Below are 26367 nucleotides of genomic sequence, written 5' to 3' on the forward strand. Positions count from 1 at the left end.
GCTTTGCAGGTGGAAGTCAGAATAGCACTAGCGAATCTGCTGCTCATCCGAAGGATGGAAAATTACTTGCCAGGGTCTGTCTCTGAGCGAGCGTGAAAGCATATTCAGATTGTGTGTCAGTTCCCTCGTATTGCGTAATATTTCTTCAACCTGCACCTGGTCGTACTCAAGGTCTGTTCCCAGTTGGCTGCCCAACCGCGTCATCATTGTACCTACGGCTTCTGTCTGTGTTTTTATTGCCAGCATGGCCTGATTCGTAGAGTGCATTGCGGCATTGGCATTGTCTACCCCTCCGTCCAGCTTGCGCATTACTGCGCGTGCTTCCCGTATGCCTGCAGCGGTCTCTTTGGAAACAGCCGAAATTTCGCTCGTAAGCGTTTTTATGCTGTTATCTGCTGTCTGGAGTACGGTGTTTAAGTTTTGGGCAACTTCCCCCATGTTCTGTTTGTTTACAGTGACAAGCAGAGTGTCAAGGTTGTCCGCAATGCTTATCAGGCGGGGTTGCAGCTCGCGTACCAGCTGCCCCACAGATGCTGCGGCCTCGAAAATGGAGGTGCTTGTGTCCGGAGGTATTTCGCTTTGTACGGGCAAGACATTACCGGGGGCGGCTGCCAGACTTAACAGTACGTAATTATCGCCCACCAGCCCTTTCTGTGTAATGCTGGCAACTGTTCCTTCGTAAACGGTAAACCCTTCTTTTACTCCGATTACCACCCGTATCTGCGCCGGATCCTGACTGTCCACATCGATTTCCAGCACGCGGCCTATGTTTATGCCTGCGTACTTCACCGGCCTGCCGACGGACAGGTCTTTTACTGTCAGAAATCGTATGCTGTACGTATCCAGCGTTTCCCAGAACCTGTGCCCGCCAAAGGCCACTATGAACAAACCCAGCACCACAAGACCAAGCAGTAAGGTGAGTGCCGCCTTTATGACTTCTTTTTTATTATCCTGCTTATTAAGCATGGTTGTATCCTTCAGTCTGATTGCTACAACAGCCATGACGGAGTCTTACGTGCACCGGGGGTTCTGCTTAGAAACTGCCGTATGTACGGATCATCTGCCTGACGCAGTTGTTCCAGCGGGCCGTTGAAAAGAACTTCTCCCGCATTCAGCACTATAACATGTTCTGCAATGCGGTAGAGGCTGTCGAGGTCGTGCGTGACCACAAGAATAGTCATTTTTTGCGATTGATGCAGGTCTGTTATCAGCTGATCGACCTCTGCCGCCGTTATGGGATCAAGGCCCGCAGAAGGCTCGTCACATAACAGGATGCCGGGATCAAGCGCCAGAGCACGGGCCAGCCCTGCCCGTTTGCGCATTCCGCCTGAAAGCTGACTGGGGTAATAATCTAAAAAATTATCCAACCCGACGAGAGACAACTTCAAACGGACGACTGTGTTGAGCGTTTCGTCATCCAGCTGGCTATGCTCAAGCAGAGGCAAAGCCACATTTTCACGCAGGGTGAGCGAGCCGAGCAACGCTCCGCCCTGAAACAGCACACCCATGTTGCGACGGTATTCGTACAGCTGGTCTTCGGTCATGCTGCACAGGTTGTTTCCGTCAATAAAAATATCACCGGCAACCGGCCTTTGCAGACCTAAAATGTGCCGAAGCAGCGTGGACTTTCCGCAGCCTGAGCCGCCCAGTATGACAGTTATTCTGCCTGCCGGAATGGTCAGGGTCAGATTGCGCAGAACCACGTTGTTTTCGTAACCTACATCCACCGCATGCAGGCTTACGCCCGGAGTTGTATGCATATTGTATCAGCCTGCGATGTAGTTGAGTGCGGTGAAGAAAAAATCGAGCAGAATAATCATGAAGATAGACTGCACTACTGCTTTTGTTGTGCGTCTGCCCACGTCCGCTGCGCCTTCGCGTGCCAGAAAGCCCTGCCAGCAGCAGATAACCGTAATGGCTCCCCCGAAGCCGGCAGCTTTGACTACGCTGGCTACCACATCATTCGTGCCCAGAAAAAGCACAGCCTGATTGAGGTATCCTTGCAGAGAAAGCCCCAGAAGCAGTGATGAGAAGAGCCCCCCCGCCAAGATGCCGACCAGATCTGCCCACAATGTAAGCACCGGCAGCATGATGAGCATTGCCATTATCTTGGGCGCGACCAGAAAACGTACCGGATCAATGCCGATAACCTGAAGCGCATCTATTTCCTCTGAAATCTGCATTGTTGCAATTTCGGCGCAGAATGCAGCACCGGAGCGACCTGCCAGAATGATGGCAGTAAGCAGCGGGCCAAGCTCTTTTACAATGGTTACGCTGACCATATTGGCCACGTAACTAAGCGCTCCTACCTTTTCCAGCTGCTGCGCGGCCTGAAGGGCCAGAATCATACCTGTACAGGCGGCAATGATGGAAACGATGGCAAGAGAGCGCGAGCCCACTTCTGCTAAGTGCTGCCAGCCCTGCCACGTATAGTAGGCTCTCGGACGCTTTCGGGCTTTAGCCGGCCACGCTACCAGACCGTTTACAAGCCAGACAAGGGTCTGCACATCACGATGCATTGGTGCCCTCTTGGTCGCCGGTTTTTTTTTCCATGCCGAAAAGTGCAGCAACCTGCGTCAAGGTAAAAAGGCGGGCTACCCCTTCTGATGCTTTGACTATGCTTATGCTACGCTCCTGACTTAGCAGTATCCTTCGTAGCTCCAGCAGAATTGCCAGACCGGTGCTGTCTATGTACTCCACCTGCTGAAGATTCAGCAGAAGAGTGTTTGCCGAACTGCCTGCGTAATCATGCAGGTACCGTCTGACTTGCGGGGCGACGCTGTAATCTATTTCACCCGCTAGATGCAGCGTGCCGTCGCTATATGCTTTTGCGCTCCATGTGGTCATGGCGTTTCCCCTTTGCGCCAATCATGTAGTACCGATGCAAATGCTGCCATCTTAGCTTCTGTACCTTCCGCTGTGCCCATGCACAGGCTGTGAGCAGAAGCAGAAGCCGCTCCTGAGATGAAGTTTTTGCTGTGTCTCCGTTTTTTTGGCGTGTATCTTACAGAATACGTGAATTCTTTGCCGGTGCCAACTCCGGCTCTTGTTAGTCTGCTGATTACGAAAATAAAAAACGCTCCGGACGGTTCCGGAGCGTTTGAGTATGTTTTTTTAGAGCCAGCGGCTTACCGCTGGTGCATCGTGTCTTTTTATGGCTTCAAGCAGTTCATCAGGCGTAACGGAAGCAGCACCCACCTGCCCTACCACTATACCCGCAGCAAAATTTGCCAGCATACAGGAGTCCAGCAGGTCGATTTTTGCCGCCTGTGCAAGGGCAAGTGTTGCAATTACGGTATCACCTGCGCCTGTCACATCAAACACACTTTGTCCTGTGGTGGGAATGTGCCAGACTTTGCCCGCACCATCGAATAGAGCCATACCCTGTGCGCCCAGCGTGGTAAGCAGCTTGTCGCACTCCAGCATGGCAAAGATGGCGGTGCCCGCAGCAAGAATTTCTTCTTTGCTGCCTGTGGGCAGACGTGCTCCTTCGCTTGTTTCCTTTGCGTTGGGGGTAAGGATGAAGACGTGTTTGTACAAGTGAAAGTTACGTGTCTTGGGATCAACAAACACGTGGTGACGCTTGCCGTGCCTGCCTTCATACACATCCAACATGGCGTTAAGGCGCTGCATGAATTCTTCAGTTACCAGCCCTTTGCCATAGTCTGAAACAATGATGACATCGTGCTCTGCAAGCTGGTCTTCTACGGCCTGCAGCAGCCTGGTAAGCCCTTCGCCTTGCAGTGCGGAAGTATCTTCGCGGTCGATGCGGACCATCTGTTGCTGCCGTGCGAGAACACGGGTTTTAAACGTGGTTCTTCTGCCTTCGATGGCAACCAGAGTCGCATCCAGATTTTCACTTTGCAGTACATTCCGAAGCGCTTCAGCGTTGCTGCCTGTGCCGCACAAACTTATAAGCGCAGGCTTGCCACCCAGTGACTGAATGTTTTTGGCAACGTTTCCTGCTCCGCCGATAAGCAGCTTTTCACGCTCTACTGTAACGACGGGAACAGGGGCTTCCGGCGAGATACGCTCGGCATCTCCGATGAGATACTCGTCTACCATCACGTCGCCCACGATAAGCACTTTTTTATCGCAAAGCTGGCCAACTGTGCCGCACAGGCGGTCTGTATCGAATGAATAGGTCATATGTAATCGCGGCTAAAGTTGGATGCCGAGCAGGTTAAGCACGCGTGCAAGTTCTTCCTGCGAAGAAAACGACAACGTCACTTTGCCTTTTTCTTCCGAACCCGAGATCGTCGCCTTTACCGGCATGGTTGCTTTAAGTTTTTCGCGCAGTGAAATAATGCTTGCGCTGGGGGCAATTTTGGGTGCCGAAGCGCTCTTTCCGGATGTGCCTGCGCCCTTTTCGCCTTCGGCGGGCAGTGTTCCGTTTTCTTTAAAAAAGGTCGCCTGCAATTCTGCCCCGCGCACGGTAAGTCCCTCTTCTACTATGCGGCGACGCAGCTCTTCGCGAGCAGCGTCATCGTTGACGGAAAGCAGTGTTCTGGCGTGCCCTGCGGTCAGTCTGCCGGCTGCGATGTCGTCCTGTGCAGTTTTTGGCAAGTTAAGAAGGCGCATGGTGTTAGCCACAGCAGAACGGCTTTTACCCAGCTTTGCAGCCAGCACTTCCTGATTCATGCCGAACTGCTCTTTCAGTTGGGCCATACCCTGCGCTTCTTCCATCGGGTTCAGGTCTTCGCGCTGCAGGTTTTCTATAAGCGCTACCGCCAGAGTTTCCTCGTCTGTCATCTCGCGGATAATGACGGGCAGCTCTGTAACTTTGGCTTTCTGGCAGGCACGCCAGCGGCGTTCTCCTGCAATAATTTCGTACATGCCTTCTGCATTCTTTGCAGGGCGGACGAGCAGGGGCTGAAGGACTCCCTGTGAGCGGATGGAGTCTGCAAGCTCCTGCAGAGCTTCTTCACTGAAGTGCTTTCTGGGTTGCTCCGGATTGGGGATAAGAGCCTTTATGGAAAGTGTATTAGGAGTTGCCCCGCCCTGTGCCGGTGCGGGTGTTTCTTCCTGATATCCTTTAAAGAGCGCATCCAGCCCACGTCCGAGGCCTCTTTGCACGGCAGCCATCTCTCTCTCCTTGACAATATGTTGAATCCCCCTAAATCTGTTCTGCGCCATTTGACGGAGAAATAACCAGACGGAGGCTATGTATGTCTGACAGAAATTCCCATGTGTTGCCGTTGTATGACAAGCATGGAAATCTACATTCGATCACGATCAGTTCTGAACTCTGGAGCCGTGTAGGCCGCAAGGTAGCTCCCATTCTGGAAAACGGTCTTGATGCCATGTACCCCCCTGTCGAAGTGGCAGAGCCGCTGGAAGACTGGGAGTCGTTTAAAGAGTTCTGGGATTTTAAATACCCCTTTAACGCGGAAGTCCAGTGCAACTGTTGCGGGGCAAAAACAGAAGACTGGGAACACGACGAAGGTAAGCCCTTCCGTCTGACCAACGCAAATCTGGGCGGCCTTCTGGTTTTTCGTTGCAAGGGCTGTGGTGCCACAGTGCGTAAAAAACACTTCAAAGACCACATCTGCTACGAACACACCCCTTCCGGTTCTTAATACTTTAACGCTTGCCTTCTTGCTGGGGCCTTCTGAGCACTACTTCTTTTGCCAGTGCCAGATAGGCCTCGGCTCCCTTCGACTTCACATCATAATGAATAATCGATTTGCCGTAGCTTGGTGCTTCTGAAAGTCGTACGTTTCTGGGCACCACCGTTTCAAACAGGTGGTCAGGGAAGCATTTGCGTACTTCGTTTTTCACCTGACGCGAAAGCCTGTTGCGCAGGTCGAACATGGTAAGCACCACACCCATCAGGGTCAGCCCGGGGTTGAGGCGTTTTTTTACCTGCTCAAATGTTTGCAGCAGCTTTACGATGCCTTCCAGCGCAAAAAATTCGCACTGCAGCGGGATGAGTAATTCTCTGGCTGCGCACAAAGCATTAAGCGTAATAAGCCCCAGCGAGGGCGGGCAGTCAAGAAGGATGTAGTCAAACCTGCTTTCCAGATTTTTCAGTAGATCTGTCATGTAGTATTCCCGCCCCATTTTATCTACCAGCTCCAGCTCTACTGCTACCAGATCAGTCGTGGTAGGCAGAACGGAAAGGTATTCAAGGCTGGTCGGGTATACTGCTTCTACTGCTTCTTCCGGACGAAAGAACACGGTATACAGGTTTTCATCCAGATGATCAGGGTCCAGCCCTAACCCGCTGGTGCCGTTGGCCTGCGGATCGCAATCCACCAGCAAAACGCGCTTTTCCATCACTGCCAGCGAAGCCGCAAGGTTAATGGCAGTTGTGGTTTTACCTACTCCACCCTTCTGGTTAGCGATAGCGATGATTCTAGCCACAGCACTCTCTCTAGGTTGCACGTTCATGTTTCACGTGAAACATGAACGTTGTTCATGGTCCACGCGGGTGACGAGAGTATAGCTAGTAAAGCAAGAGTAAAGTGTCAACGGGTTGATAAGATTTTTTGCGTTACTTTTATCCGGCTGTTTACGGCTTCGTTGGCTTAACCATGCTGTTTTGTAACCGGTGTAGAAGATAGTTAATGTTTCACGTGAAACATTATGGCAGCATAATGAGAGTTAAAATGTAATACGGAATGTTCAATTCTACAGCATTTGCGAAGAAAACAAAAAAGCCCGCAAAAGCGGGCTGAATTGTTTCAAGCAAGCAGGCTGCTACACGTTGTAGTACTTCCGGTACCAGTCCACAAAGTTTGCGATGCCCTCTTTCAGCGGCGTTCCGGGCTTAAAGCCGGTGTCAGCGATAAGGTCATCTACGTTTGCATAGGTGGCTTCCACGTCACCGGGCTGCATGGGCATAAGGTTTTTAACGGCCTTTTTGCCGATGCACTCTTCAAGTGTTTCAATAAAGGTGCCCAGTTCTACCGTGTTATTGTTACCTATGTTGTAAATGCGGTACGGTGCGGGGCTGGATGACGGGTCAGGCGCAGCTCCGCTCCATTCAGGATTAGGTGCAGGTGTGCGCTCTGTCACGCGGACCACGCCTTCAATGATGTCATCAATATAAGTAAAGTCGCGGCGCATGCGGCCTTCATTAAATACATTAATGGGCTTGCCTTCAAATATGGCTTTGGTGAACAGGAACAGAGCCATGTCCGGACGTCCCCACGGGCCGTACACAGTGAAAAAGCGCAGTCCTGTTGTAGGCAGACGGTACAAGTGGCTGTATGTGTGCGCCATAAGCTCGTTGGATTTTTTGCTTGCGGCGTACAGGCTGATGGGGTGGTCTACGTTGTCATGCACGCTGAAGGGCATGTTGGTATTCAGCCCGTATACCGAGCTGGAAGAAGCATACACAAGGTGTTTAACGCCGTTGTGGCGGCAGCCTTCCAGAATATTGCCAAAGCCGACAAGGTTGGACTGAATGTACGAACGGGGATTTTCGATGCTGTAGCGAACGCCTGCCTGCGCAGCAAGGTTCACCACATGGGTGAACTGTTCTTTTTCGAACAGAGCATCCATGGCGGCATCATCAGCAAGATCCACAGGGGCAAAGGTAAAGCCCTGCTCTTTTTGCAGCAGTGCCAGACGATCTTTCTTAAGCTGCACGTCGTAGTAATCGTTCAGGCAATCGAGGCCTACAACGGTGTGCCCATCAGCCAGAAAACGGCGGCTTAGATGAAAGCCGATAAAACCGGCTGCTCCGGTAACAAGAATATGCATGGTCGGTTCCTGTATGAAGCGCGCATATGCGCGGCTGGTTGAGCTTGTAAGAACGGTGGGCAATATATGCCAAAAAATTGCCCACGTCATCTCTTGAGGAGGCGCCCTCTCACGCCCCGCCTCTGCTGCGGGTAATCTGAGTGAAGTTTTTGTGTTGGCCTGATCTGCTTGCGGTGCTGTGTGGTTTATGGAGGAGGAATTAAAGCCGTCTGCGGCATGGGTGCGCTGTGATTAAATTATGTGCCTTGCGCGCCGCTACCCGTTTTAACGGTTCACTTGCGATTTTCTTTTTGCCGGGGGATGCACTAACTTGTCTCAGGTATAAATAATAAGGGGCTTGCTGAGAATACTTGAGCTACAGACCATAAAGCCGATGGAACATCATGCTTACGTTATCCTCTTCGCGTTGCGGTTTTAAGAAGCCACTCCCCCTCACTGTCACGGCGATTCCTCTCTCATTTCAGTATCGTCTAGTGGTTGTCATTGGTTTGCTCCGGCCAGCTTCCCTGTGTGTTCTGTTTCGTCTGTTTTGTGTGGTGCGGCCATATAAGGCAACAGGCTCATTTAAAAATACAAATAAAAAGGCGACCATCAGGCCGCCTTTCCTATCAAGGGTAACTGGTTCAAATCAGGCTATTTGCCCTTGGCATCAAGAAAGGGTTTAATAATATCAAACGGAATAGGGATTACGGTTGATTTTCCTTCCGCAGCCATTTCCCGCATTGTCTGGAGGTACCGCAACTGGAGTGAAGCAGGTGCTTCCGACATTATCTGCGCTGCTTCTTTAAGTTTTGTCGAAGCCTGTAACTCGCCTTCTGCGTTAATGACCTTGGCGCGGCGTTCACGTTCAGCCTCTGCCTGTTTGGCCATTGCGCGCTGCATTTCGGCAGGCAGGTCAATATGCTTAAGCTCTACAGACTGTACCTTGATGCCCCACGGGTCGGTCTGTTCGTCCAGTAATTGCTGAATCTGCTCATTCATCTCTTCCCGTTGGGCCAGCAGCTGGTCCAGCTCCGCACTGCCACAAACGCTACGTAACGTCGTCTGCGCAAGTTGCGAAGTGGCATAAAGATAATCCTCTACTTCAATGATGGACTTAACAGGCTCCACAACGCGGAAGTATACGACAGCATTTACTTCAACGGAAACGTTATCCCGTGTGATGACATCCTGATTGGGAACATCGAGGGTCAGCACCCGTTTGCTTACGCGAACCATGCGATCAATTATGGGAATCAGAATAATGATGCCCGGACCTTTGGCTCCGAGAACGCGCCCAAGCCGGAAAACAACCGCCCTTTCGTATTCATTAAGCACTTTGATGGATGCAATCAGAAACGCAACGATGGCCAGAATTATGGGAAGATAGGCAAACATTCTGCTTCTCCTTTAGGTTTACATTTGGAGCCGTGATTACAGTGTATAGAACCGCGATGCGGTTGGGGGCTGAAGTTATGCCGCTACGAAGTTCCTTTGTGTGAATCATCGGAATCGGCGTGGCCTGTTGATACATGCAGCGTAAGGCCCTTCATGCCGGTAACGATAACACTTTCCCCTTTTGCGATGGGGAGTTCTTTCGGTGTTGTCGCGTTCCACATGGTGCCTTGCAGTTTAACGGTTCCCTTTTTGCCGTTCCAGCGGACAACGGTCGCTGTCTGCCCTGTCAGCTGTTCAGAAACCATTGCGGTAGTGCGACGTTGCGACTTTACTGCCAGCCAGACTATGCCACCCATAAAGGCGCTGATACCAAGAACCGTAGGGCCGATGGTCATGAGGGGAAGGCGCAGTCTTTCACTTTCAGGGAAGAGGATGAGCGAGCCGAAGAAAAGCGCGGCGACTCCAGCCAGAGAAAGCAGACCGAAACTGATGACTTTCACTTCCAGCAGAAAGAATATCAGCCCCAGAACAATCAGCAGCAGTCCGGCTGCTTCCGTGGGCAGAATTGTCATGGCGTACAGCCCAAGCAGTAACGATAACGCTCCTAACACTCCCGGCAGTATCGCGCCGGGGTGCGTAAACTCCACAAAAAGCAACGCAACACCGGCAATAAGCAACAGATACGCAACCTGCGGATCAAGCAGCCAGCCGATAAAGCGGTACCTGACCCCTGGCTCATACGGCACGATGGTTATCATGTCTTCCGTGAAATAGAGCGGCCCAAGCTCGGCGGGCACCCCTCTGCTGCCGGCCTGAACAAGAAAGTCTTTCGGCGAGGTTGCCATAAACTCGACAACGTTGTTCATGATGGCCTGAGACGAAGGCAGACTCTCACCTTTGCGAACGGCAGAAACATACCAGTCCACATTGCGGTTGTGGCGTTCTGCCAGACTGGAAACCAGACTGGAAAGGTCGTTGGTGACTTTTGTGGCTAAGTCCCCTTTAGTGTCGGAACCGTCTGCCGTTACGGGAATGGCTGCCCCCAGAGTCGTCTGCGGAGCCATACCGTTAATGCTGGCCGCAGCAACCAGAAACATACCTGCACTTGCGGCATGTGCTCCTGACGGCCCTACCCACACCCCTACGGGCACATTTGCGTTCAGAATGTCCTGAACCATCTCGCGCATGGATGAAACAAGTCCGCCCGGGGTGTTCAGCGTCACCAGCACCATGTCATGCCCCGCCTCTGCCTCTTGAATCGCTCCGCGCAGCAGGTCCGCCGTTGCAGGACCGATTCCGGCATTAATAGTTACATTGACCACGCTGACAGGCTTATTTTCAGGCTCGTTCTCAGCCGCAAAAGCAATAGAGGCTGTATGAATTGCTATGAAAAAGATAAAAATCGCCCAGAGGGTTGAATATGTGCGAAAAAAAGAGGTGTAGCTGTTCATGGCGTTTCTCCTGCATGGCTATGGCACCACTCGGATGCGGAGGCTAGTCTGAGCATAGCGTAAACGGGGGGGGGTGAACAGGTTTTTCGAATCGAATTTTGTTTGTTTATACTTATTGAAACATGTGCATGGCAGTTCACATTGGCAAGGTGTTTTTGCCTGGGGCGATGATTGCCGATGAGTTACGGTGCCGTGCGGCAATATGCAACCGCGCTGCAAAGCGGAGAATGCAGAAGCGACAGGACTGCTGCTCGGGAAGAGCCGGACAGCGTTGCATCGACAGAAAAAAGCCCGCTACCTTTTCAGGCAGCGGGCAAAAAATAGCAGGCAAAGAGTTTCAGCGCATTTGCTGCAACGCCACGCGCAGGCAGGAGATAACTGCATCTACAGGGCCTGGTGATTCAAGCAGGTAATCAATGTCCGGCATGGCATACAGCCTGAAGCCGTTGAAGTGGACAAACTGATATGGCCTGAGACCGCAATGCGGGGCAAAGCTTCGCAGCGCTCTGCTGCCGAAGGCAAACACCCTGCGCGGCTTGATGCGCTCTATACCGGCAAGAAACAGTGCGGGGTCTGCCACAAGGCCGGATTCGTCCGTGTCTGTCTGGGCGTTTTGGGGCGGCATGGCCACGGGCCAGAAGGCGCTGGTTCCGCGGGGCAGTTGCAGGCTGCCGATGATGCGCCGCAGCAGTGCGCCGCGCTCGGCATTGGCATTGCCGCACAGGTCATCGCCAAGCGACCAGTATGTCCATACAACAGGTGCAGGGCCGGGGATTTTAGCCCACGCAGCCTGCCATGTTGCAGGCCATTGTTCAGGCGGCAGCGTGCTTGCCTGAGGCGGCTCAGGTTTATCCTCGCGCATCGTGCATGCGTCCGGAGACTCCTGCGGGGTATACTTGGGCCGTGTTTGCGGCTGTAAGGCTGTATTGTCCCGAGGTGGTTGAGGGGCTGCAGGGCGGTGCTGCTGCCCAGCAGGACCGGCAGAGCCGTTCGCGGCGGTGCCGCTGTATGGCCTTTGCGGAGAAGAATGCTCGGTGGCAGCCTGTGGCGTATACCCGTGCTGCCCTGCTCGCTGTGCAGGAGCGGGCGCAGCGTAAGAATCGCTTTGGCTTTGCCGGAGGACATGCGGGGTCTGAGCTGCGACGTTTTGTGAAGCGCCAGCGGGCGAAGCTGCCTGCTGTGCCTTTTTACCCTCTTCCAGCCATGCCTCTACCGTCTCATCAATAAAAAGATAGTTAAGTCCGGCATTGTGCCAAGGGCGCAGATCTTCGCGCAGAGCTACATTTGCAACAGCCAATCCAGAATCCTCCATGCTACTTCTGTCTTGGGTTGCACGGGCCACTCTTCGGTACGACCGTTCCTGTCTGCCACAAAAACCTTGTTGGTAGCGGACTGGAAGCCGCTTTCAGGGGTGCCGACAATATTGCCGACGATCATATCGGCATTTTTGCGTTGCAGCTTGCCCACGGCATTGGCCTGCAGGTCGCCCGTCTCTGCCGCAAAGCCGATGATGCGCTGATCATCGCGCTTAGCCTGCCCCAGCGTTTTTAAAATATCAGTGTTTGGCGTAAATTCGACCCGCAGGGAATCGCTTCCGGCTTTTTTAAACTTTGCATCGCCGAAAGGAACAGGGCTGAAGTCCGCAACTGCGGCAGTGAAAATTCCGGTATCCACGGCAGGCCATAAGTCTGCCGTGGCTTTGTACATTTCTTTTGCACTGGTAACGTCATAACGCATTATGGCCGCAGGCAGCCACGGAGTGCCCGGGCCGCAGACGGCATGTACCTGAGCGCCGCGCAACCATGCCGCCACGGCAAATGATGCGCCCATCACGCCGGAAGACGGATTGGACCAGAAGCGCACGCCGTCCCACTGTTCCCGCGTAGGGCCAAGGGTTATCATGACTTTGGTTCCGGCCATATCCTGTGGCGTCATGGCCTTCAGACCGGTAAGAAAAATGGTATCAAGGTCTGCCAGTCTGCCCTGCCCCACATCCATGCAGGCCATGCGACCGCAGCCGGGCTCAATGGTTATGTGCCCGCGGTCTTTCAGCTTTTGCCAGTTTTCCTGTGTGGACGGGTTATTCCACATGCGGGGGTTCATGGCAGGAGCAATGACCAACGGCCCTTCAAAAGCCAGAGCCTGACACGACAGCATATCGTCTGCCATGCCGTGCGCAATTTTAGCCATGATGGCGGCAGTGGCGGGTGCAATAAGAAAAGCATGGCAGGCTTCCCCGGGGGTAAGATGCCCGAAAACATCATCCCCCACGGGAAACATGCCGGAATATACAGGTGAAGCGCCGAGCGCTTCGAAACTGAGCGGAGTTACAAAACGGGCAGCACTTTCCGTAACCGTCGCGCCTACATCGGCTCCGGAGTCTTTAAAACGCCGCAGAAGATCGAGCGATTTATATGCCGCGACAGAACCGCAGACGCCTAATTGCAGGCGTTTGCCCATATAGCCGCTGAAGGCAAGATGCGCGGTGCCGGAAGTGGAGCTCATTAGTTTGTCAGCCCTTCTTCTTGAATGGTGATGTCACCGGGAATAGAATTGGTGGGGGTATCAAGGATAGGCTTTTCAAGGCCTACGTTGTCCTGACGGGGGGCAACCCACACTTCCAGTTCGGTGTTGGTTTTATTGTCAGTAATATTGATGATGGCAAATTTGTCAGGCTTTGTGAACAGCAGCAGCGTACGCGGGCTGATGAACTGGAAGCGCAGGCTCCAGCCGTCACGCTGCATGTTGGAAATGGTGTTCTGAGTCAGCGAACGGGCATCCACCCAGCCGGAAAAGCCGAGGAAGCCGGTACGGTCTGCACCGGAACCGAGCACAAACGAGTCTTTCAGCTTCATGTCGCGGGGAACGACAATGTCGTTGAAGTCATAGTACAGGAACTGGGAAACTTCTTCAGTTCCGCCGGAGCTGGAGCTGCCGGTTGTAGTACAACCGGAAAGAGCCACCACGCCGGCAAGCAGAAGCGCAAGAATAAGAGATTTTTTCATGGAGTCTCCTTACTGAAATACAATGGTTCGGGCCTGTACGCGCTTTGCGCCAGAGCCGATTGATTACGCACCACGGCGACGCCGTCACTCAGCTATGTCACATAGCGTATGTCGCAGCGGCACGCAATGAATCAACAATAACTAAGTAACGCAACGTGTCTTGTCCGGTGGCTGTGCTTTTATGTGCGAATTGGCAAAAACGCAAAAAAAAGCATAACATGCCGCCGCTTCTATTGTTCAGTTGTCGGCTGACAGCTTGAAATAGTTGTGTTTTCGACAAAAAGTGACAAAATGGGGCGCCCCTGTTTGAAAAAACTTGCCTGCCGCCGCATCTTCTGGTCTGGTGCGGATTCCATGCCGGTGACGGCGGCTGAAAGATTGCGGCCGGAAGCTATGCCGGATGGTGGAAAGGACACGCTGCCCCATGCAATCGACTATTTCTGAACAAAACCAGAACAACCAAGAGGCATTACAGCATGTTGATGCCGATTTTACTCTTGCCGGTTACCGATTTGACCTGCCGGAAGCGCAGATAGCGCAGAATCCGCCCGAAAAGCGCGGAGAATCCCGCCTGTTTGTGGTCAACAGAGCTACAGGCACTAATTCGCAGGCCATGTTCCGCGATATTGCAGATTTTCTGCCCGACGGTGCCCTGCTGGTGGCCAATAACTCGCGGGTGCTGCCGGCCCGTATGCTGGGCAAGCGTCCCACAGGCGGCAAAGTTGAATTTCTGCTGCTCACTCCTCTGCCGCTTATCAAAGCTGTTCCCGTAAACGAAACGGGAGCATGTACAGCCCGTGCCGAAGGCCTTCTGCGTGCATCAAAGCGTGTGCGCAAAGGGGATGTCATGCAGTTTGAAGGGCTTGAGGTGGAAGTGCTGGCAACGGGTGAGTTCGGCAAGTGCGAAGTGCAGCTGCGCTGGCACGGCGACCTTGCAGCAGTTTTCATGCAGCAGGGGCATCTGCCGCTCCCTCCGTACATCCGCAGACCGGACGGTAAAGATGACCACGACCGTTATCAGACCATTTACAGCCGCGAAGACCGCTTAGGTTCCGTTGCCGCACCTACAGCAGGCCTGCACTTTACCCCCGAGCTGCACGAAGCGCTTGCAAAGCGTGGTTTCGGCTGGGCGGAAGTGACGTTATACGTCGGGTATGGTACCTTCAGCCCTGTGCGTGTGGATGATATCCGCACACACCGTATGCACAAAGAATATATAGAACTTTCGCAGCAGGCTGCCACGGCAATTAACAATGCCAAAAAAGAAGGGCGTCCTGTTGTTACCGTGGGCACTACTTCCACCCGCGTGCTGGAAGGCGCATGGGCGCAGTGCGGTGAAATTCGTCCCTATACCGGATGGACGGATATTTTTATCTATCCGGGATATACGTTCAATGTGGCAGACCACATCATCACCAATTTCCACCTGCCCGAATCGTCTTTGCTGATGATGGTTTCGGCCTTTGCAGGACGCGAAAAAATGCTTGCCGCATATAAAGAAGCGGTGGACGCCGGTTACCGCTTTTTTTCGTATGGTGATGCAATGTTGCTTTTATAGTGTGGGCTGGAAAAATGAGTGTTGCACAATTTTGCAAACCGGCAGGACTTGAGCTATACCCACAGCTCTAAGAATTAACAAAAAATCTCATGACACAGCGAGCGGCCTATAGTGGCAGCTTGCGAAAAAACAGAGGGTAGTGCGAATGGCACGCGTTACGTTTTTGGATGAGAGGTGCAAGGGGTGCCTTTTGTGCACCACCGTTTGCCCCAAGGAAATCATCCGTCAGTCCTCCCGCTTTAACCGTAAAGGGTACAAAGTGGCAGAGGTGACTGAAGAGGACATGGAAAAGTGTACGGGCTGCGCATCTTGTGCGCTTATCTGCCCCGACTGTGCGATCAGGGTTTACCGGCCCGAAAAGCCCGCAAAGGGCGAAAAGGCAAAGGAGTAGGCGCATGTCCGAAAAGCCCTCTAGAATTTTCATCAAGGGTAATGAAGCCATTGCGCGCGGCGCGCTGGCTGCTGGCTGTACCTGTTACTTCGGGTACCCCATCACCCCTCAGAACGATATTCCCGAGTTTATGTCCACCGCCATTGTGAAAGAAGGTGGTGAATTTGTTCAGGCTGAATCGGAAGTGGCAGCAGCCAACATGCTGCTGGGCGCAGCCGCCGCAGGTGCGCGTGCGCTGACCACTTCCTCCAGCCCCGGTGTTTCGCTGATGCAGGAAGCCATTTCCTACATGGCAGGAAGCGAGCTGCCCGGCGTCATCGTAAACATGAACCGCGGCGGTCCGGGTCTTGGCGACATCGGCTCTTCGCAGGGTGACTACTTCCAGTCCACCCGCGGCGGCGGTCATGGCGACTACCGTACTCTGGTTCTTGCTCCCGGCACCTGTCAGGAAGGCTACGACATGATGATCGAAGCCTTTGACCTTGCTTTCAAGTACCGCAACCCCGTGCTTGTTCTCGGCGACGCCATTGTCGGCCAGATGAAAGAGCCTGTCATTCCGTGGACTCCGGAAAAAGCCGAGAACTACGGCGTTGAAGACTGGTGCATCGAAGGTGCTAAAGACCGCGGTCCCCGTCTGCTCAAGTCGCTGTTCCTTACGGACGGTGCTCTTGCAAAGCAGAACAGACACCTGCAGGACAAGTACGAAGCCATGAAGGCCGAAGCCCGCGCAGACATTTTCGAATGCGATGATGCGGAACTGGTTGTTGTGGCGTATGGCTCCATCGGGCGTATCGTCAAAAGCTCCGTTCGTCGTCTGCGCGCAGAAGGTCACAAAGTGGGCCTTGTGCGTCCGCTTACGCTCTACCCCTTCCCCGAAGAGCCTATCCGCGCTCTGGCAGAAAAGGGCAAGCGTTTTCTTACCATTGAACAGAACTGCGGACAGATGGTTGAAGACGTGCGTCTTTCCATCCGCGGTCTGGCCGATTCTGACTTCTACGGTCATATGCCCGGCAACCTGCCCGGTTCCGACGACTTCGTGGAAGCAATAGTCGCAAGGCTGGGGAGGTAATCCATGCAAGCCGAAAATAACGAAAAGCTGGTCTTCGACGTACCCGAAGTCTTGGCCGACCGTCCTACTCACTACTGCCCCGGTTGTCACCACGGTGTGGCGCACCGCCTTGTGGCCGAAGTGCTTACCGAAATGGGCCTTGTGGAAGATACCCTCTGCGTCGGTTCCATCGGTTGTTCGGTGTTTATTTACAATTACCTTGATGTTGACGCGGTAGAAGCACCCCACGGGCGTGCTCCTGCAGTGGCAACCGGTGTAAAGCGTGCACGCAAGGATAAATTTGTCTTTACCTATCAGGGTGATGGCGACCTTGCTTCCATCGGCCTTGCCGAAATCGTGCATGCAGCCAACCGTGGCGAGCGCATCTCCGTTGTGTTTGTAAACAATACCGTTTACGGCATGACCGGCGGTCAGATGGCACCCACCACTCTGGTAGGCCAGAAAACCACCACCTGCCCCGGCGGACGTTGCGCAGAAAGCGAAGGTCAGCCCATTAAAATGACAGAGATTATTGCCGGTCTGGGCGGCACCGCATATGCTGCGCGTGTTTCGCTTGATTCGGTAAAGAATATCCGTCAGGCCAAGCGTGCTCTGCGCAAGGCTTTTGAAGTGCAGGCAAACAACGTCGGCTTCGGCTTTGTTGAAATGCTGTCCGGCTGCCCCACCAATTGGCGCATGGACCCCGTATCCGCTAACAAGCGCATCGCCGAAGAGATGATCCCCTACTTCCCGCTGGGAGTATACAAAGACATCACCGCCGAAGCGGCCGAGGAGGAATAAGCCAATGAGTCTGTATCAGGACGTCATCATTGCCGGTTTCGGCGGACAGGGCGTTATGCTTATCGGCAACCTTCTGGCATATGCCGGTATGGAAAGCGGTCTTAACGTAACCTATATTCCCGTTTACGGCCCTGAAATGCGCGGCGGTACTGCAAACTGCACCGTTGTTATTTCTAACGAAGACATCGGTTCGCCCATCATTCAGCGCCCTGCCAGCCTGATCATCATGAACCAGCCCTCCATGGACAAGTTCCAGCCCATGATGCAGGACGGCGGAGTTCTGATTGTAAACTCTTCGCTGGTGGATATGGCGCAGGCAGAAAGCCGCGTAAAAGCATACGGTGTGCCCGCAAACGAAATTGCCGATCAGCTGGGTAATACCCGTATGGCAAACATGGTTGCACTTGGCGCATACGTAAAGGCAACCGGCGTTATGGATCTGGAAGTGGTTAAGAATAGCCTGAGTAACGTTATCTCCAGCCACTATTCGCACCTGATCCCCAAAAACGCAGAGGCGCTGCAAGCCGGTGCCGACCAGGTGGCAGCACAGATGTAGTTTGCCGCCGATATTGACGTTTCACGTGAAACGTTGGTGTACAATATCCGCCCGCATGGCCACATGCGGGCGGTTTTTTGTTGGGGGAAGGGGGTTCCGCACCCGCTCAAAGAGTGTTTGTCCTTGGCTGGTAAGTGCTTTTGGGTAACGGCAAAGCGGGCCTATAAGCAGAAGGATGCAGTGCTGTGGAATATGAGATGACAGTCCAGATTTGCTTGTAATTCAAAAGCGTAGCATTTCTTCCGCGTAAATCATTTTTTGCCGGTATCTGTCTTTTTGCTGGCCTTGTTTCGCTTATGCCTGCGGCTTTACCGATGCCTGACTGCTGTCCCCTCCTGTCATTACGCTTCCGGTTGTTGTGGTGGCTGAAAGTACCGTGCAATGTGAGGTATGGACTACATCGAAGCCAAAACCATTCTTACACGTGTGAAAGACGCTCCTGACAAGCTCTTCGGCAGCTACTATAATATGAACCTGTATCGCGGCTGCCCGCATGGTTGTATTTATTGCGATACACGCAGTACGTGCTACGACATAGGCGCCCTTGAGCATATACGGGTAAAGCAGGATGCGTTGAAAATTCTGGCTGATGAACTGCCGCGCAAGCGTCAGCGCGGCACAGTGACCACAGGTTCTATGAACGACCCCTACATGCCTGCGGAGAAAAAGCTGGAGCTTACACGCGGGGCACTGCGGCTGTTTGGCCGTCATGGTTTCGGGGTGCATGTAATCACTAAAAGCACGCTGGTAACACGCGATATTGATATGCTCAGGCTTGTAGGGCGTACCTATGCGGCGGTCTCCGTTACTGTGACCACCGCTGGAGACGCACTGGCGGCAAAAATAGAACCGCACGCCCCGCCTCCGTCCGAGCGTTTCAAGGCAGTTAAAGCGCTGCGTGATGCCGGAATTTATGCCGGAATCACACTCATGCCTACGCTGCCCTTCATTACAGATTCTACAGATATGGTTAGTGAGGTCGTCCGGCAGGCGGGAGAGGCTGGTGCTTCGTACATACTGTTCTGGCCGGGAATGTCGCTGCGCGAAGGCAGCCGGGAGTATTATTTCGGGCAGTTGAAAGAGCATTTTCCGGAAGTGCTTAATGAATACCGGCGCAGGTTCGGCAAAGAATATATCTGTAATTCCCCGAATGCAGAGGAGCTGTACCGTGCGGTAACCAGCGGCTGCGCCGAGTACGGTATGGAGCGGTCTATCCGCATATGGAAGCCCGCGCAGGCAACGCAGCTACAGTTATTGCAATAACACTGAGCTGTTCTCCATTTGCTTTTTTTCCGCATCATAAAGAAGGACTCAATGCATAATGGAATGGCGGCTGCTCTGCTTGTTCCCCGCCCCTGCTCTCTGCTTTATACCGTTCAAATAAAAGCCTCCGGCGGCATACTGCCGCCGGAGGCGAAGAGTTGTCATGCAGCACTAAATCTAGCAGCAAAGGCACAGCGCACAGTTGCGCAGCCTGCGCATCAGCTTGTTTGCCACCGCACCCATCAGCAAATGCTCGATGAGGTTTGACCCCATTCCGCGTCTGCCTGCCACCACAAGGCCGTAGTTACCTTCCAGCGAAAGCCGCAGGATGGTTTCCACCACGTTGTTATGCGTGACAACGCTGGTAGAGACACGTTCCGGCGCAACACCCTGCCCTTCCATAATCTGGCGGCATTGTTTGAACAACATGCCGCTGTCGGTAAAGCCGCATGGATTTGTTTTGCAGATGCGCAGCAATGTGAATTCGTGGGGGCTGTCTGCTCCCAGAATATGAGAAATATGGTGTACGGCGTTAAAGGCTGAGGCAGAACCGTCAACGCAGATAAGCACCTTTTGAGAACCGGAAGGGTTCGGCGGACACAGCCAGAGCGGGACAATGCACGACTGCTTGATCAGCCCGCCGGTGATGTCGGGTGTGCCTTCCAGCAGGTTTTCCAGCCAGGTACGCCCCCGGTTGCCAAGAGCAATGGCAGAGTGTCCGCCATTGACCCCCTGATACATAATATCCCAGTCCATGGCCGTTGTGTTCGGCACAGAGCGCAAAGTAATACGGTCTTCTTCAACACCTGCCTTCAAAAGCAGTTTTTCGGCCTCTGCAAGGCTGGCTGTACCTAACGCGATATGGCGGTTATACTCTTCGTCATCCATACCGCCCACGCCTAATGCAAGGCCGTAAGGGCCTCTGTTGTGCTGCTGCTTCGGCGGTGCGACGTATAAAAGTGTAATACCGACAGACGTTGCATTGTGTAAGAACTGTGCAGCAAACTGTGCAGCGTGCAGATGGTTTTGCGATTCGCTTACAGTGACCAGCACATCGCGTTTGGGAACAAGAGGTGCAGAAGGTATTGATGGATTCGGACGATTTTTAGAAACAGGCATGGGAGACTCCGTAAGGCAGATACGGCAGCAAGTACTATAACCGCTGCACTGGTACTGATCGCTGACTGTTGTAAGGGCATGAAGTGCAACGCCCTGACATGTCTGGAAGTACGTATTAGGTAGATTATACGAGTACTCAACGAAAAGCAAAGGGGTTATGTTGCTTGATAATTCGTCAGGCACCGTCTGGTGCGTACTTGTTTCAGGGCAAAAAAGGAGTATGAGGGAAGGTACGCACAAAAATGAGTGCATACTCCGGCAACAGCTTTAACGATGCGCGTCTGAAAGTTTGTCAAACGCAAAAATTCAGAATTATAAGACATAATTATATTCCGCATACAATCCTTAAGGAGGATAATCATGCTTGATTTCAACTTTCATAACCCTACCCACATTGTTTTCGGTAAAGACAGACTGGCAGAACTGGACACGCTTGTTCCTGCTGATGCCAACGTGCTTATTTTATACGGCGGCGGCAGCGTAAAGCGGTTCGGCGCTTTTGATAAGGTGCGAAGCGCACTGGGGTCTCATCGCCGGGTGTTTGAGTTTGGCGGGATTGAAGCCAACCCCCGTTATGAAACTCTTATGAAGGCCGTGGAACTGGTAAAAAAAGAAGGTATCAATTTTTTGCTGGCCGTGGGCGGCGGGTCTGTCATGGACGGTACGAAGTTTGTTTCGCTTGCGTCCGTGTTCGACGGTGATCCGGAGTCTATCCTGTACCATGGTTTTGCAGGGGTGCCCGCAGCCAAGGCCGTGCCGTTGGGGTGTGTGGCGACATTGCCTGCCACCGGTTCCGAGATGAATTGCGGCGGTGTTATCAGCAAGGGTGACGGAAAGTTTCCCGTGCTCTGTCCGCTTACCTTCCCGAAGTTTTCGATTCTTGACCCCACGCTTACCTACTCGTTGCCTGCCAAGCAGGTGGCAAACGGTGTGGTGGACACCTTTGTCCACGTTATGGAGCAGTATCTCACTTTCCCCGTGGAAGGCCGCTTTCAGGACAGAACCTCAGAAGGCATCCTGCTGACCCTGATCGAAATCGGACGTTATACGATTGATCACCCCGAAGACTACGATGCCCGTGCGAACCTTGTATGGTGCGCCACCATGGGGCTGAACGGCCTTATCGGTTCGGGTGTACCGCAGGACTGGGCAACTCATATGATCGGGCACGAGATTACGTCTCTTTACGGTCTTGATCACGGTCAGACTCTGGCCATCATTCTGCCTGCCTTGATGGATGTGCGCCGCGAATCCAAACGCGAAAAGCTGCTGCAGTATGCCGAGCGCATCTGGAACATCACCGAAGGCACAGATGACGAACGCATTAATGCCGCCATAGCCAAAACAAGGGAGTTCTTTGAGTCTCTGGGCGTTAAAACCCGCCTTTCCGACCATAAGCTTGGCGTTGAACATTTCGACGCTGTAATCAAGGGGCTGGAAGCAAAAGGACTGACAGCAATGTCCGAGCGCGGCGACCAGAAGCTGGAAGTAAGCCGGAATGTTCTGAAGGCTGCCCTGTAGCATCCTTCGGACAAGAAGTTACGCATAGTAAACAGCCCGCAGGCCATGTGGCCGGCGGGCTGTTTTTGTAGGGGGCTGGATAAGTGGTGATGTGGTGCGCTGGTTTAGCGTTTTTTTGTGGGTGAGTTTGGTTATTCATATATTTGACAATGAAAATCATTTTTAATATCAGTTTTGCAATGCTATCGTCTGTGAAGGTGGGCTGTTTTCAAATAAATTTTGGCCTTCACGAGCTTCAGCATGTTCCATGAATAAATGAGGTTGGTGGTTTTGATTCGTTTTGCGTTAGCTGCATTGTCTTTTCTATGCCCGGGTACCGGCCAGATAGTACGGGGGCACTTTGCCAAGGGCTTTGGATTAGGTGTTTTTATTCTAATTGATGACCCTCTTCTCTTACTTTTTTCTGGGCTGAAGAATGATAGTTTTTTGTTGTTGATGGGACTACTGGGCGCGCTGGAGGTTCTTGTCCGTCTGTATTCGGCGTTTGATGCGGCCTTTGCAAAGCCTGTTTTGGCAGGAGACGGCTTTGGCAGCAGCCGCTGGCAGCGTACTGCATTTTTATCCATGTATGTCGTGGCATTTTTTGTAGTAAACAGTGCTGTGGATGGTGGCCGGTTTCAATCGTATTCAATTGCAGCGGGGAATACTGCGTTGTTGCCGGAATTTGGGGGAGGTTTAAGACTGTTGGGAGTTCCGCATTCATATTGGGAGCGAGAGCTTGCTAAAGGCGATTTTGTTGTAATCGAAAAGATAGATTCTGATGCACCCGACAGCTCTCCATATTTATTTCGGATACAGGGAGTTACCGGAGATGTTTGTTCATTTCAATCGTGTGAAAATGTCGGGAGCCTTTCAGATGCGGATGATTCCTGTATGATTCCTGAAGGACGGTATCTTGTGGAAACAGTAGGGCATAAAGGAACTGTGAGACTTGTTGATGAAACAGAGGTTACAGGAAAAGTTGAGTACGTTTACTGGCCTTTAAGTGCAATGCGAAAGCTGTAGGTTGAGTTAAAGCACAGGCTCTGCCTTTTGCAAGCCTACTGCCGAGCAAACCTAAAAAGGCAGCGATTGCGAATCGTATGGTGCAATAGTGACCATAGTTTTCTCGGGGTTTGCAAAGGGAATTATTCCCCTTGCCCGCCGGAGGCGAAAATTACTCACCCCAAATAAAGAGGCCCCCTTTCGGGAGCCTCTTTTCATTTTTTTTGGCGCAACGCTTTTTCTATCCAGCTTTACACAATCCAGTCGTCATCTTCTTCGATGGGGGTAAAGCCGCGACGCATGGTGTTTTCGGTAACCAGCCGCGGGTCCATGAACTGCAGCAGATAGTCGGGGCCGCCGGTTTTTGAACCTACGCCGGACATTTTGAACCCGCCGAACGCCTGACGCTCAACAAGTGCGCCGGTGCTGCCGCGGTTCAGGTACAGGTTGCCCACGCGGAATTGCTTTCTGGCTTTTTCAAGGTGCTCCGGGCTGCGCGAGAATACGCCGCCGGTCAGAGCAAATCTGGTTCCGTTGGCAATATCAAGCGCCTCGTCAAAGTTTTTGGCGCGCATGATTGCCAGCACCGGCCCGAATATTTCTTCCTGAGCGATGCGATGCTCCGGCGTGATGCCTTCCACAACTGTCAGCGGCACGTAGCAGCCTTTTTCAGGAATATCGTCTCGGGAGACAATAATTTTGCCTTCCTGCTTTGCGATTTCGATGTAGGCGTTCACGTTTTTTTGCAGTGAAACATCGGCAACTGGGCCCATATAGTTTGCCGCGTCTTCTGCGGGGCCGATTTTCAGGTCGTTGCAGGCTTCAGTCAGGCGGCTGACAAATCGGTCGTAGATGGGGTCGAGCACGATAACACGCGAACAGGCGGAGCATTTCTGCCCTTGAAAGCCGAATGCGGAGTAGATGACCTGATGCACTGCTTCATCAAGGTCTGCGTCGTCATCAATGATGATGGCGTTTTTGCCGCCCATTTCCGCGATAACCCGTTTGCAGTGGTGCTGTCCGGGCTGAACTACGGCTGCTTTTTCCTGAATGCGCAGGCCGACTTCCATTGAACCGGTAAAGCAGATGAGGCTTACCTTAGGATGTTCTACCAGATAGTCGCCCATAACAGAGCTGCGGCCGGGGCAGAAGTTGAACACGCCTGCGGGCAGCCCTGCTTCGCGGAAGACTTCCGTCAGGTTGTAGCCGATGCGCGATGCGATGCTGGATGGTTTGTAGATGACGGGGTTGCCGGTAACGATGGCGGCAGAAGCCATGCCGATGGATATGGCAAACGGGAAGTTCCACGGCGAAATAACCGCCGCGATACCCTTTGGCTGATAGAATAGGTGGTTGTGTTCGCCCGGCGCGCGACCCATGCGGCGCGGCTTGCCAAGGCGGAGCATGTCACGGGCGTAGTATTCGAGAAAGTCGATGCCCTCGCCTACGTCATGGTATGCCTGATCCCACTGTTTGCCCACTTCCAGAATCTGCCATGCAGAAAGCTGGTAGGCGTTTTTGCGGGCGATGTCTGCGGCTTTAAGCAGGTAGTTTGCGCGGTCTTCGGGCGAAACATCGCGCCAGATGTAGAATGCGCGCTCTGCGGCTTCTATGGCGCTGTCTATCTGTTCTACTCCGGCCTGACACACCTCTGCCAGCTTTTCATCGGGGTCTGCGGGGTTGGTGGTGGCAATGACATCTGCAGTGCTTACGTCTTTGCCGTCGATATACAGCGGAATAGTGCCGCCCGCTTTGGCGCGTACTTCAGCTATGGCGCGGGGGAAGGCAGCCCGTTGCTCCGGAATGGTAAAGTCTATCATGGCATCGTTGCGGAACGGCGGCAGGCCACCTGTGCCGGAGGGCTCTACTCGCGGCGGGCGTGCTTCCAGCTCGCGCTTGAGCGTAATTTCCGGATTTTCGAGCAGGCGCTCCATGTCGGCGTTGTCAGCAAAGCTCTGCTTCAGGAATGATTCGTTGGCGGTATTTTCCAGCAGGCGCCGCACAAGGTAGGCCATGCCGGGAATCAGTTCGCCGTAGGGGCAGTAAAGGCGCACCCTGCCTGCCACATTCTGCAAACCTTTACGCACGGGTTCCGCCATGCCGTACAGCACCTGAAACTCGTAGCGGTCTTCGGGCACATTCAGTTCTTTTGCCATTTCCATGGTGGCGGCAATGGTGCGGATGTTGTGCGAACCGCAGGCGTAGTAGCAGATATCGCTGTTCTGCAGGATGGTGCGGGTCATGCGCTCAAAGCACATGTCTGATTCAGGCTTGTGCACCCAGACGGGAATTTCCCATCCGTTCTGCTTGGCAATAACGGTTTCCGCGTCCCAGTAGGCGCCTTTTACAAGACGGATGGCAATGGGCAGCTTTTCTGTGCGGGCCCAGTGCAGCAGGTCTTCCAAGTCTTTTTCTGACTCGCGCAGATAGGCCTGCAGCACGATGGAAAGGTGCGGGTAGTGGCGGAATTCCTGTTCGCTGCGCATCCTGCGGTATAGCTCAAGGGTCATTTCCTTATACTTGAGTGCTTCCATGTCGATGCACAGGAAGCCGTTCATTTCGATAACCTTGCGGTAGATGGGGGCAAGGCGCTTCATGATGCCCTGAACAGAACCTTCGATATCTACAGACTTTGCCTGAGAGTACAGGGCCGAGGGCTTGATGGAAACGTTGACCTTGGGAGTGTAGCCCCAGTCCAGATCTTTATCGGGACCGCTTCCTTTAAGGGGTGTCCATTTGTCCTGCTCTTTGGCAATGGCGTCCAGAACTTCCAGATAGCCGTCACGGTACTCGTCGGCTTCCTTTTCGTTCATGGTGGCTTCGCCAAGCAGGTCGATGGTGAAGGCAAAGCCGTCTTTGCGCAGCTTTGCGATTGATTTTACCGCTTCTTTGGAGTTCTGTCCGATGATGAACTGGCGGCCCATGCCTTCAATATTGGAGCGGATGGTTTTTTCCATCAGCATGGCTGTCAGCTTGCCGCCGAAGCCAGCCTTGCCTGCCCCCCACTTGAGCACCGAGGGCACATCATCGCCGCCCTCTGCAAAATATTCACGGATATGCCGCGAAAGCGACTCTGATGTGTTCAGGTAAGGGAACACGTCAACAAAGCGGAACAGCTGGACCTTGAAGTCTTCGTTCTGCATGGCCCAGTCCATGACTTTGCCTGTCCACCAGCCTTTATTAAAGATGGACGGGGCTTCGCCGCTGATACTGGTAAAAAACTCCTTGCCACGAGAGACTATTTTTCCATCAAGCATGGTTTCCATGCGCTCCTCCTAAGGATGCGGTAAATGTGTGGTCGGTTGAACTAAAGGCACTCCCGTTATGCCGCGCTGAACTGGCAGCATTTTTATTGATTTTGTGAAGTTGTACGTGTTCGCACCATTCAAGGCAAGTGAGTTTGTAGAAAAATGTCAGAGCGCACTCATTTGAAAAAGTTGTGCAACTATCCAAAACTATTCTGCTTATAGATGCTGTGGCGGATATAAAAAAGCCGGAGAACGTAATCGCTCTCCGGCTTCGGTGATGTTTTTCTGTAAAACTCTCAGGGTTGTCGTTCCGCGTCCGATGTAACGGTTGCGGC

At 53.1% G+C, this 26367-nt stretch carries 24 protein-coding genes; 9 read left to right on the forward strand and 15 right to left on the reverse strand.

Annotation, left to right across the window (positions count from 1 at the left end; translation table 11 throughout):
• Nucleotides 1–27: 27 nt before the first annotated feature.
• The 6 genes from ACK5LI_RS12605 to ACK5LI_RS12630 all read right to left on the reverse strand — a co-directional run bounded on the left by ACK5LI_RS12605 (nt 28) and on the right by ACK5LI_RS12630 (nt 5085).
• Nucleotides 28–1002 carry an MlaD family protein gene (locus ACK5LI_RS12605; RefSeq protein ID WP_416949864.1) on the reverse strand — a complete coding sequence of 325 codons (975 nt, stop codon included), beginning with the start codon at nt 1000–1002 and terminating at the stop codon, nt 28–30.
• The gene (locus tag ACK5LI_RS12610; RefSeq protein ID WP_416949866.1) at nt 990–1760 is read right to left on the reverse strand and encodes an ABC transporter ATP-binding protein; all 771 of its coding nucleotides are present in this window, start codon (nt 1758–1760) and stop codon (nt 990–992) included. The genes ACK5LI_RS12605 and ACK5LI_RS12610 overlap by 13 nt, the downstream gene beginning before the upstream one ends.
• 6 nt (nt 1761–1766) lie before the next feature.
• Nucleotides 1767–2519: an ABC transporter permease gene (locus ACK5LI_RS12615; protein WP_416949868.1), complete on the reverse strand. Its 753-nt coding sequence runs from the start codon at nt 2517–2519 to the stop codon at nt 1767–1769.
• Nucleotides 2509–2847: an STAS domain-containing protein gene (locus tag ACK5LI_RS12620; protein WP_416949870.1), complete on the reverse strand. Its 339-nt coding sequence runs from the start codon at nt 2845–2847 to the stop codon at nt 2509–2511. Before ACK5LI_RS12620 ends, ACK5LI_RS12615 begins: the two co-directional genes overlap by 11 nt.
• A gap of 267 nt (nt 2848–3114) precedes the next feature.
• A complete protein-coding gene (locus tag ACK5LI_RS12625) occupies nt 3115–4149 on the reverse strand; it encodes a bifunctional heptose 7-phosphate kinase/heptose 1-phosphate adenyltransferase (protein ID WP_416949872.1) in 1035 nt (344 codons plus the stop codon).
• A 12-nt stretch (nt 4150–4161) separates the two neighbouring features.
• Nucleotides 4162–5085: a ParB/RepB/Spo0J family partition protein gene (locus ACK5LI_RS12630; protein ID WP_416949874.1), complete on the reverse strand. Its 924-nt coding sequence runs from the start codon at nt 5083–5085 to the stop codon at nt 4162–4164.
• Nucleotides 5086–5168: 83 nt separating this feature from the next.
• Between ACK5LI_RS12630 and ACK5LI_RS12635 the strand changes: the two genes are divergently transcribed.
• Entirely contained in the window at nt 5169–5579 is a 411-nt protein-coding gene (locus ACK5LI_RS12635; protein WP_416949876.1) for a hypothetical protein, read from the forward strand.
• Nucleotides 5580–5583: 4 nt separating this feature from the next.
• On the opposite strand, the gene ACK5LI_RS12640 is transcribed toward ACK5LI_RS12635, so the two are convergent.
• The 7 genes from ACK5LI_RS12640 to ACK5LI_RS12670 form a co-directional block, all read right to left on the reverse strand.
• Nucleotides 5584–6366, reverse strand: coding sequence for a ParA family protein (locus ACK5LI_RS12640; protein ID WP_416949878.1), 783 nt, complete (start codon nt 6364–6366; stop codon nt 5584–5586).
• Between the two features lie 336 nt (nt 6367–6702).
• The gene (locus tag ACK5LI_RS12645) at nt 6703–7710 is read right to left on the reverse strand and encodes an NAD-dependent epimerase (protein WP_416949880.1); all 1008 of its coding nucleotides are present in this window, start codon (nt 7708–7710) and stop codon (nt 6703–6705) included.
• A 633-nt stretch (nt 7711–8343) separates the two neighbouring features.
• On the reverse strand, nt 8344–9087 hold the full coding sequence (locus tag ACK5LI_RS12650; RefSeq protein WP_416949882.1) for a slipin family protein: 744 nt from the start codon (nt 9085–9087) through the stop codon (nt 8344–8346).
• Between the two features lie 83 nt (nt 9088–9170).
• A complete protein-coding gene (locus ACK5LI_RS12655; protein WP_416949884.1) occupies nt 9171–10538 on the reverse strand; it encodes an NfeD family protein in 1368 nt (455 codons plus the stop codon).
• 337 nt (nt 10539–10875) lie between these two features.
• Nucleotides 10876–11835 carry a hypothetical protein gene (locus tag ACK5LI_RS12660; RefSeq protein ID WP_416949886.1) on the reverse strand — a complete coding sequence of 320 codons (960 nt, stop codon included), beginning with the start codon at nt 11833–11835 and terminating at the stop codon, nt 10876–10878.
• Nucleotides 11817–13043: a bifunctional phosphopantothenoylcysteine decarboxylase/phosphopantothenate--cysteine ligase CoaBC gene (gene coaBC, locus ACK5LI_RS12665; RefSeq protein WP_416949888.1), complete on the reverse strand. Its 1227-nt coding sequence runs from the start codon at nt 13041–13043 to the stop codon at nt 11817–11819. Before coaBC ends, ACK5LI_RS12660 begins: the two co-directional genes overlap by 19 nt.
• Nucleotides 13043–13543 (reverse strand): hypothetical protein, encoded by a 501-nt coding sequence (locus ACK5LI_RS12670; protein ID WP_416949890.1) that lies wholly within the window; start codon nt 13541–13543, stop codon nt 13043–13045. The genes coaBC and ACK5LI_RS12670 overlap by 1 nt, the downstream gene beginning before the upstream one ends.
• Before the next feature lie 424 nt (nt 13544–13967).
• Here ACK5LI_RS12670 and queA point away from each other — a divergent pair, with 424 nt between their 5' ends.
• From queA to ACK5LI_RS12700, 6 genes are all read left to right on the forward strand, one after another.
• Nucleotides 13968–15101: a tRNA preQ1(34) S-adenosylmethionine ribosyltransferase-isomerase QueA gene (queA, locus tag ACK5LI_RS12675; protein WP_416949892.1), complete on the forward strand. Its 1134-nt coding sequence runs from the start codon at nt 13968–13970 to the stop codon at nt 15099–15101.
• A 145-nt stretch (nt 15102–15246) separates the two neighbouring features.
• On the forward strand, nt 15247–15492 hold the full coding sequence (locus tag ACK5LI_RS12680; protein WP_416949894.1) for a 4Fe-4S binding protein: 246 nt from the start codon (nt 15247–15249) through the stop codon (nt 15490–15492).
• A gap of 4 nt (nt 15493–15496) precedes the next feature.
• Nucleotides 15497–16561 (forward strand): 3-methyl-2-oxobutanoate dehydrogenase subunit VorB, encoded by a 1065-nt coding sequence (locus tag ACK5LI_RS12685; RefSeq protein WP_416949896.1) that lies wholly within the window; start codon nt 15497–15499, stop codon nt 16559–16561.
• Nucleotides 16562–16564: 3 nt separating this feature from the next.
• Nucleotides 16565–17341: a thiamine pyrophosphate-dependent enzyme gene (locus ACK5LI_RS12690; RefSeq protein WP_416949898.1), complete on the forward strand. Its 777-nt coding sequence runs from the start codon at nt 16565–16567 to the stop codon at nt 17339–17341.
• Nucleotides 17342–17345: 4 nt separating this feature from the next.
• Nucleotides 17346–17897, forward strand: coding sequence for a 2-oxoacid:acceptor oxidoreductase family protein (locus ACK5LI_RS12695; protein ID WP_416949900.1), 552 nt, complete (start codon nt 17346–17348; stop codon nt 17895–17897).
• A gap of 390 nt (nt 17898–18287) precedes the next feature.
• Nucleotides 18288–19160 carry a radical SAM protein gene (locus tag ACK5LI_RS12700; RefSeq protein WP_416949903.1) on the forward strand — a complete coding sequence of 291 codons (873 nt, stop codon included), beginning with the start codon at nt 18288–18290 and terminating at the stop codon, nt 19158–19160.
• 177 nt (nt 19161–19337) lie between these two features.
• Here ACK5LI_RS12700 and ACK5LI_RS12705 read toward each other — a convergent pair whose 3' ends face one another.
• Nucleotides 19338–20279: a universal stress protein gene (locus tag ACK5LI_RS12705; RefSeq protein WP_416949905.1), complete on the reverse strand. Its 942-nt coding sequence runs from the start codon at nt 20277–20279 to the stop codon at nt 19338–19340.
• A 360-nt stretch (nt 20280–20639) separates the two neighbouring features.
• On the opposite strand from ACK5LI_RS12705, the gene ACK5LI_RS12710 reads away from it, so the two are divergent.
• Both ACK5LI_RS12710 and ACK5LI_RS12715 read left to right on the forward strand, forming a co-directional pair.
• On the forward strand, nt 20640–21800 hold the full coding sequence (locus ACK5LI_RS12710; RefSeq protein ID WP_416949907.1) for an iron-containing alcohol dehydrogenase: 1161 nt from the start codon (nt 20640–20642) through the stop codon (nt 21798–21800).
• Between the two features lie 264 nt (nt 21801–22064).
• On the forward strand, nt 22065–22805 hold the full coding sequence (locus ACK5LI_RS12715; RefSeq protein ID WP_416949909.1) for a hypothetical protein: 741 nt from the start codon (nt 22065–22067) through the stop codon (nt 22803–22805).
• Nucleotides 22806–23035: 230 nt separating this feature from the next.
• Here ACK5LI_RS12715 and pruA read toward each other — a convergent pair whose 3' ends face one another.
• A complete protein-coding gene (gene pruA / locus ACK5LI_RS12720) occupies nt 23036–26050 on the reverse strand; it encodes an L-glutamate gamma-semialdehyde dehydrogenase (protein ID WP_416949911.1) in 3015 nt (1004 codons plus the stop codon).
• Nucleotides 26051–26367 lie beyond the last annotated feature (317 nt).

This window comes from Oleidesulfovibrio sp. (assembly GCF_047973035.1).
Lineage (GTDB): Bacteria > Desulfobacterota > Desulfovibrionia > Desulfovibrionales > Desulfovibrionaceae > Oleidesulfovibrio.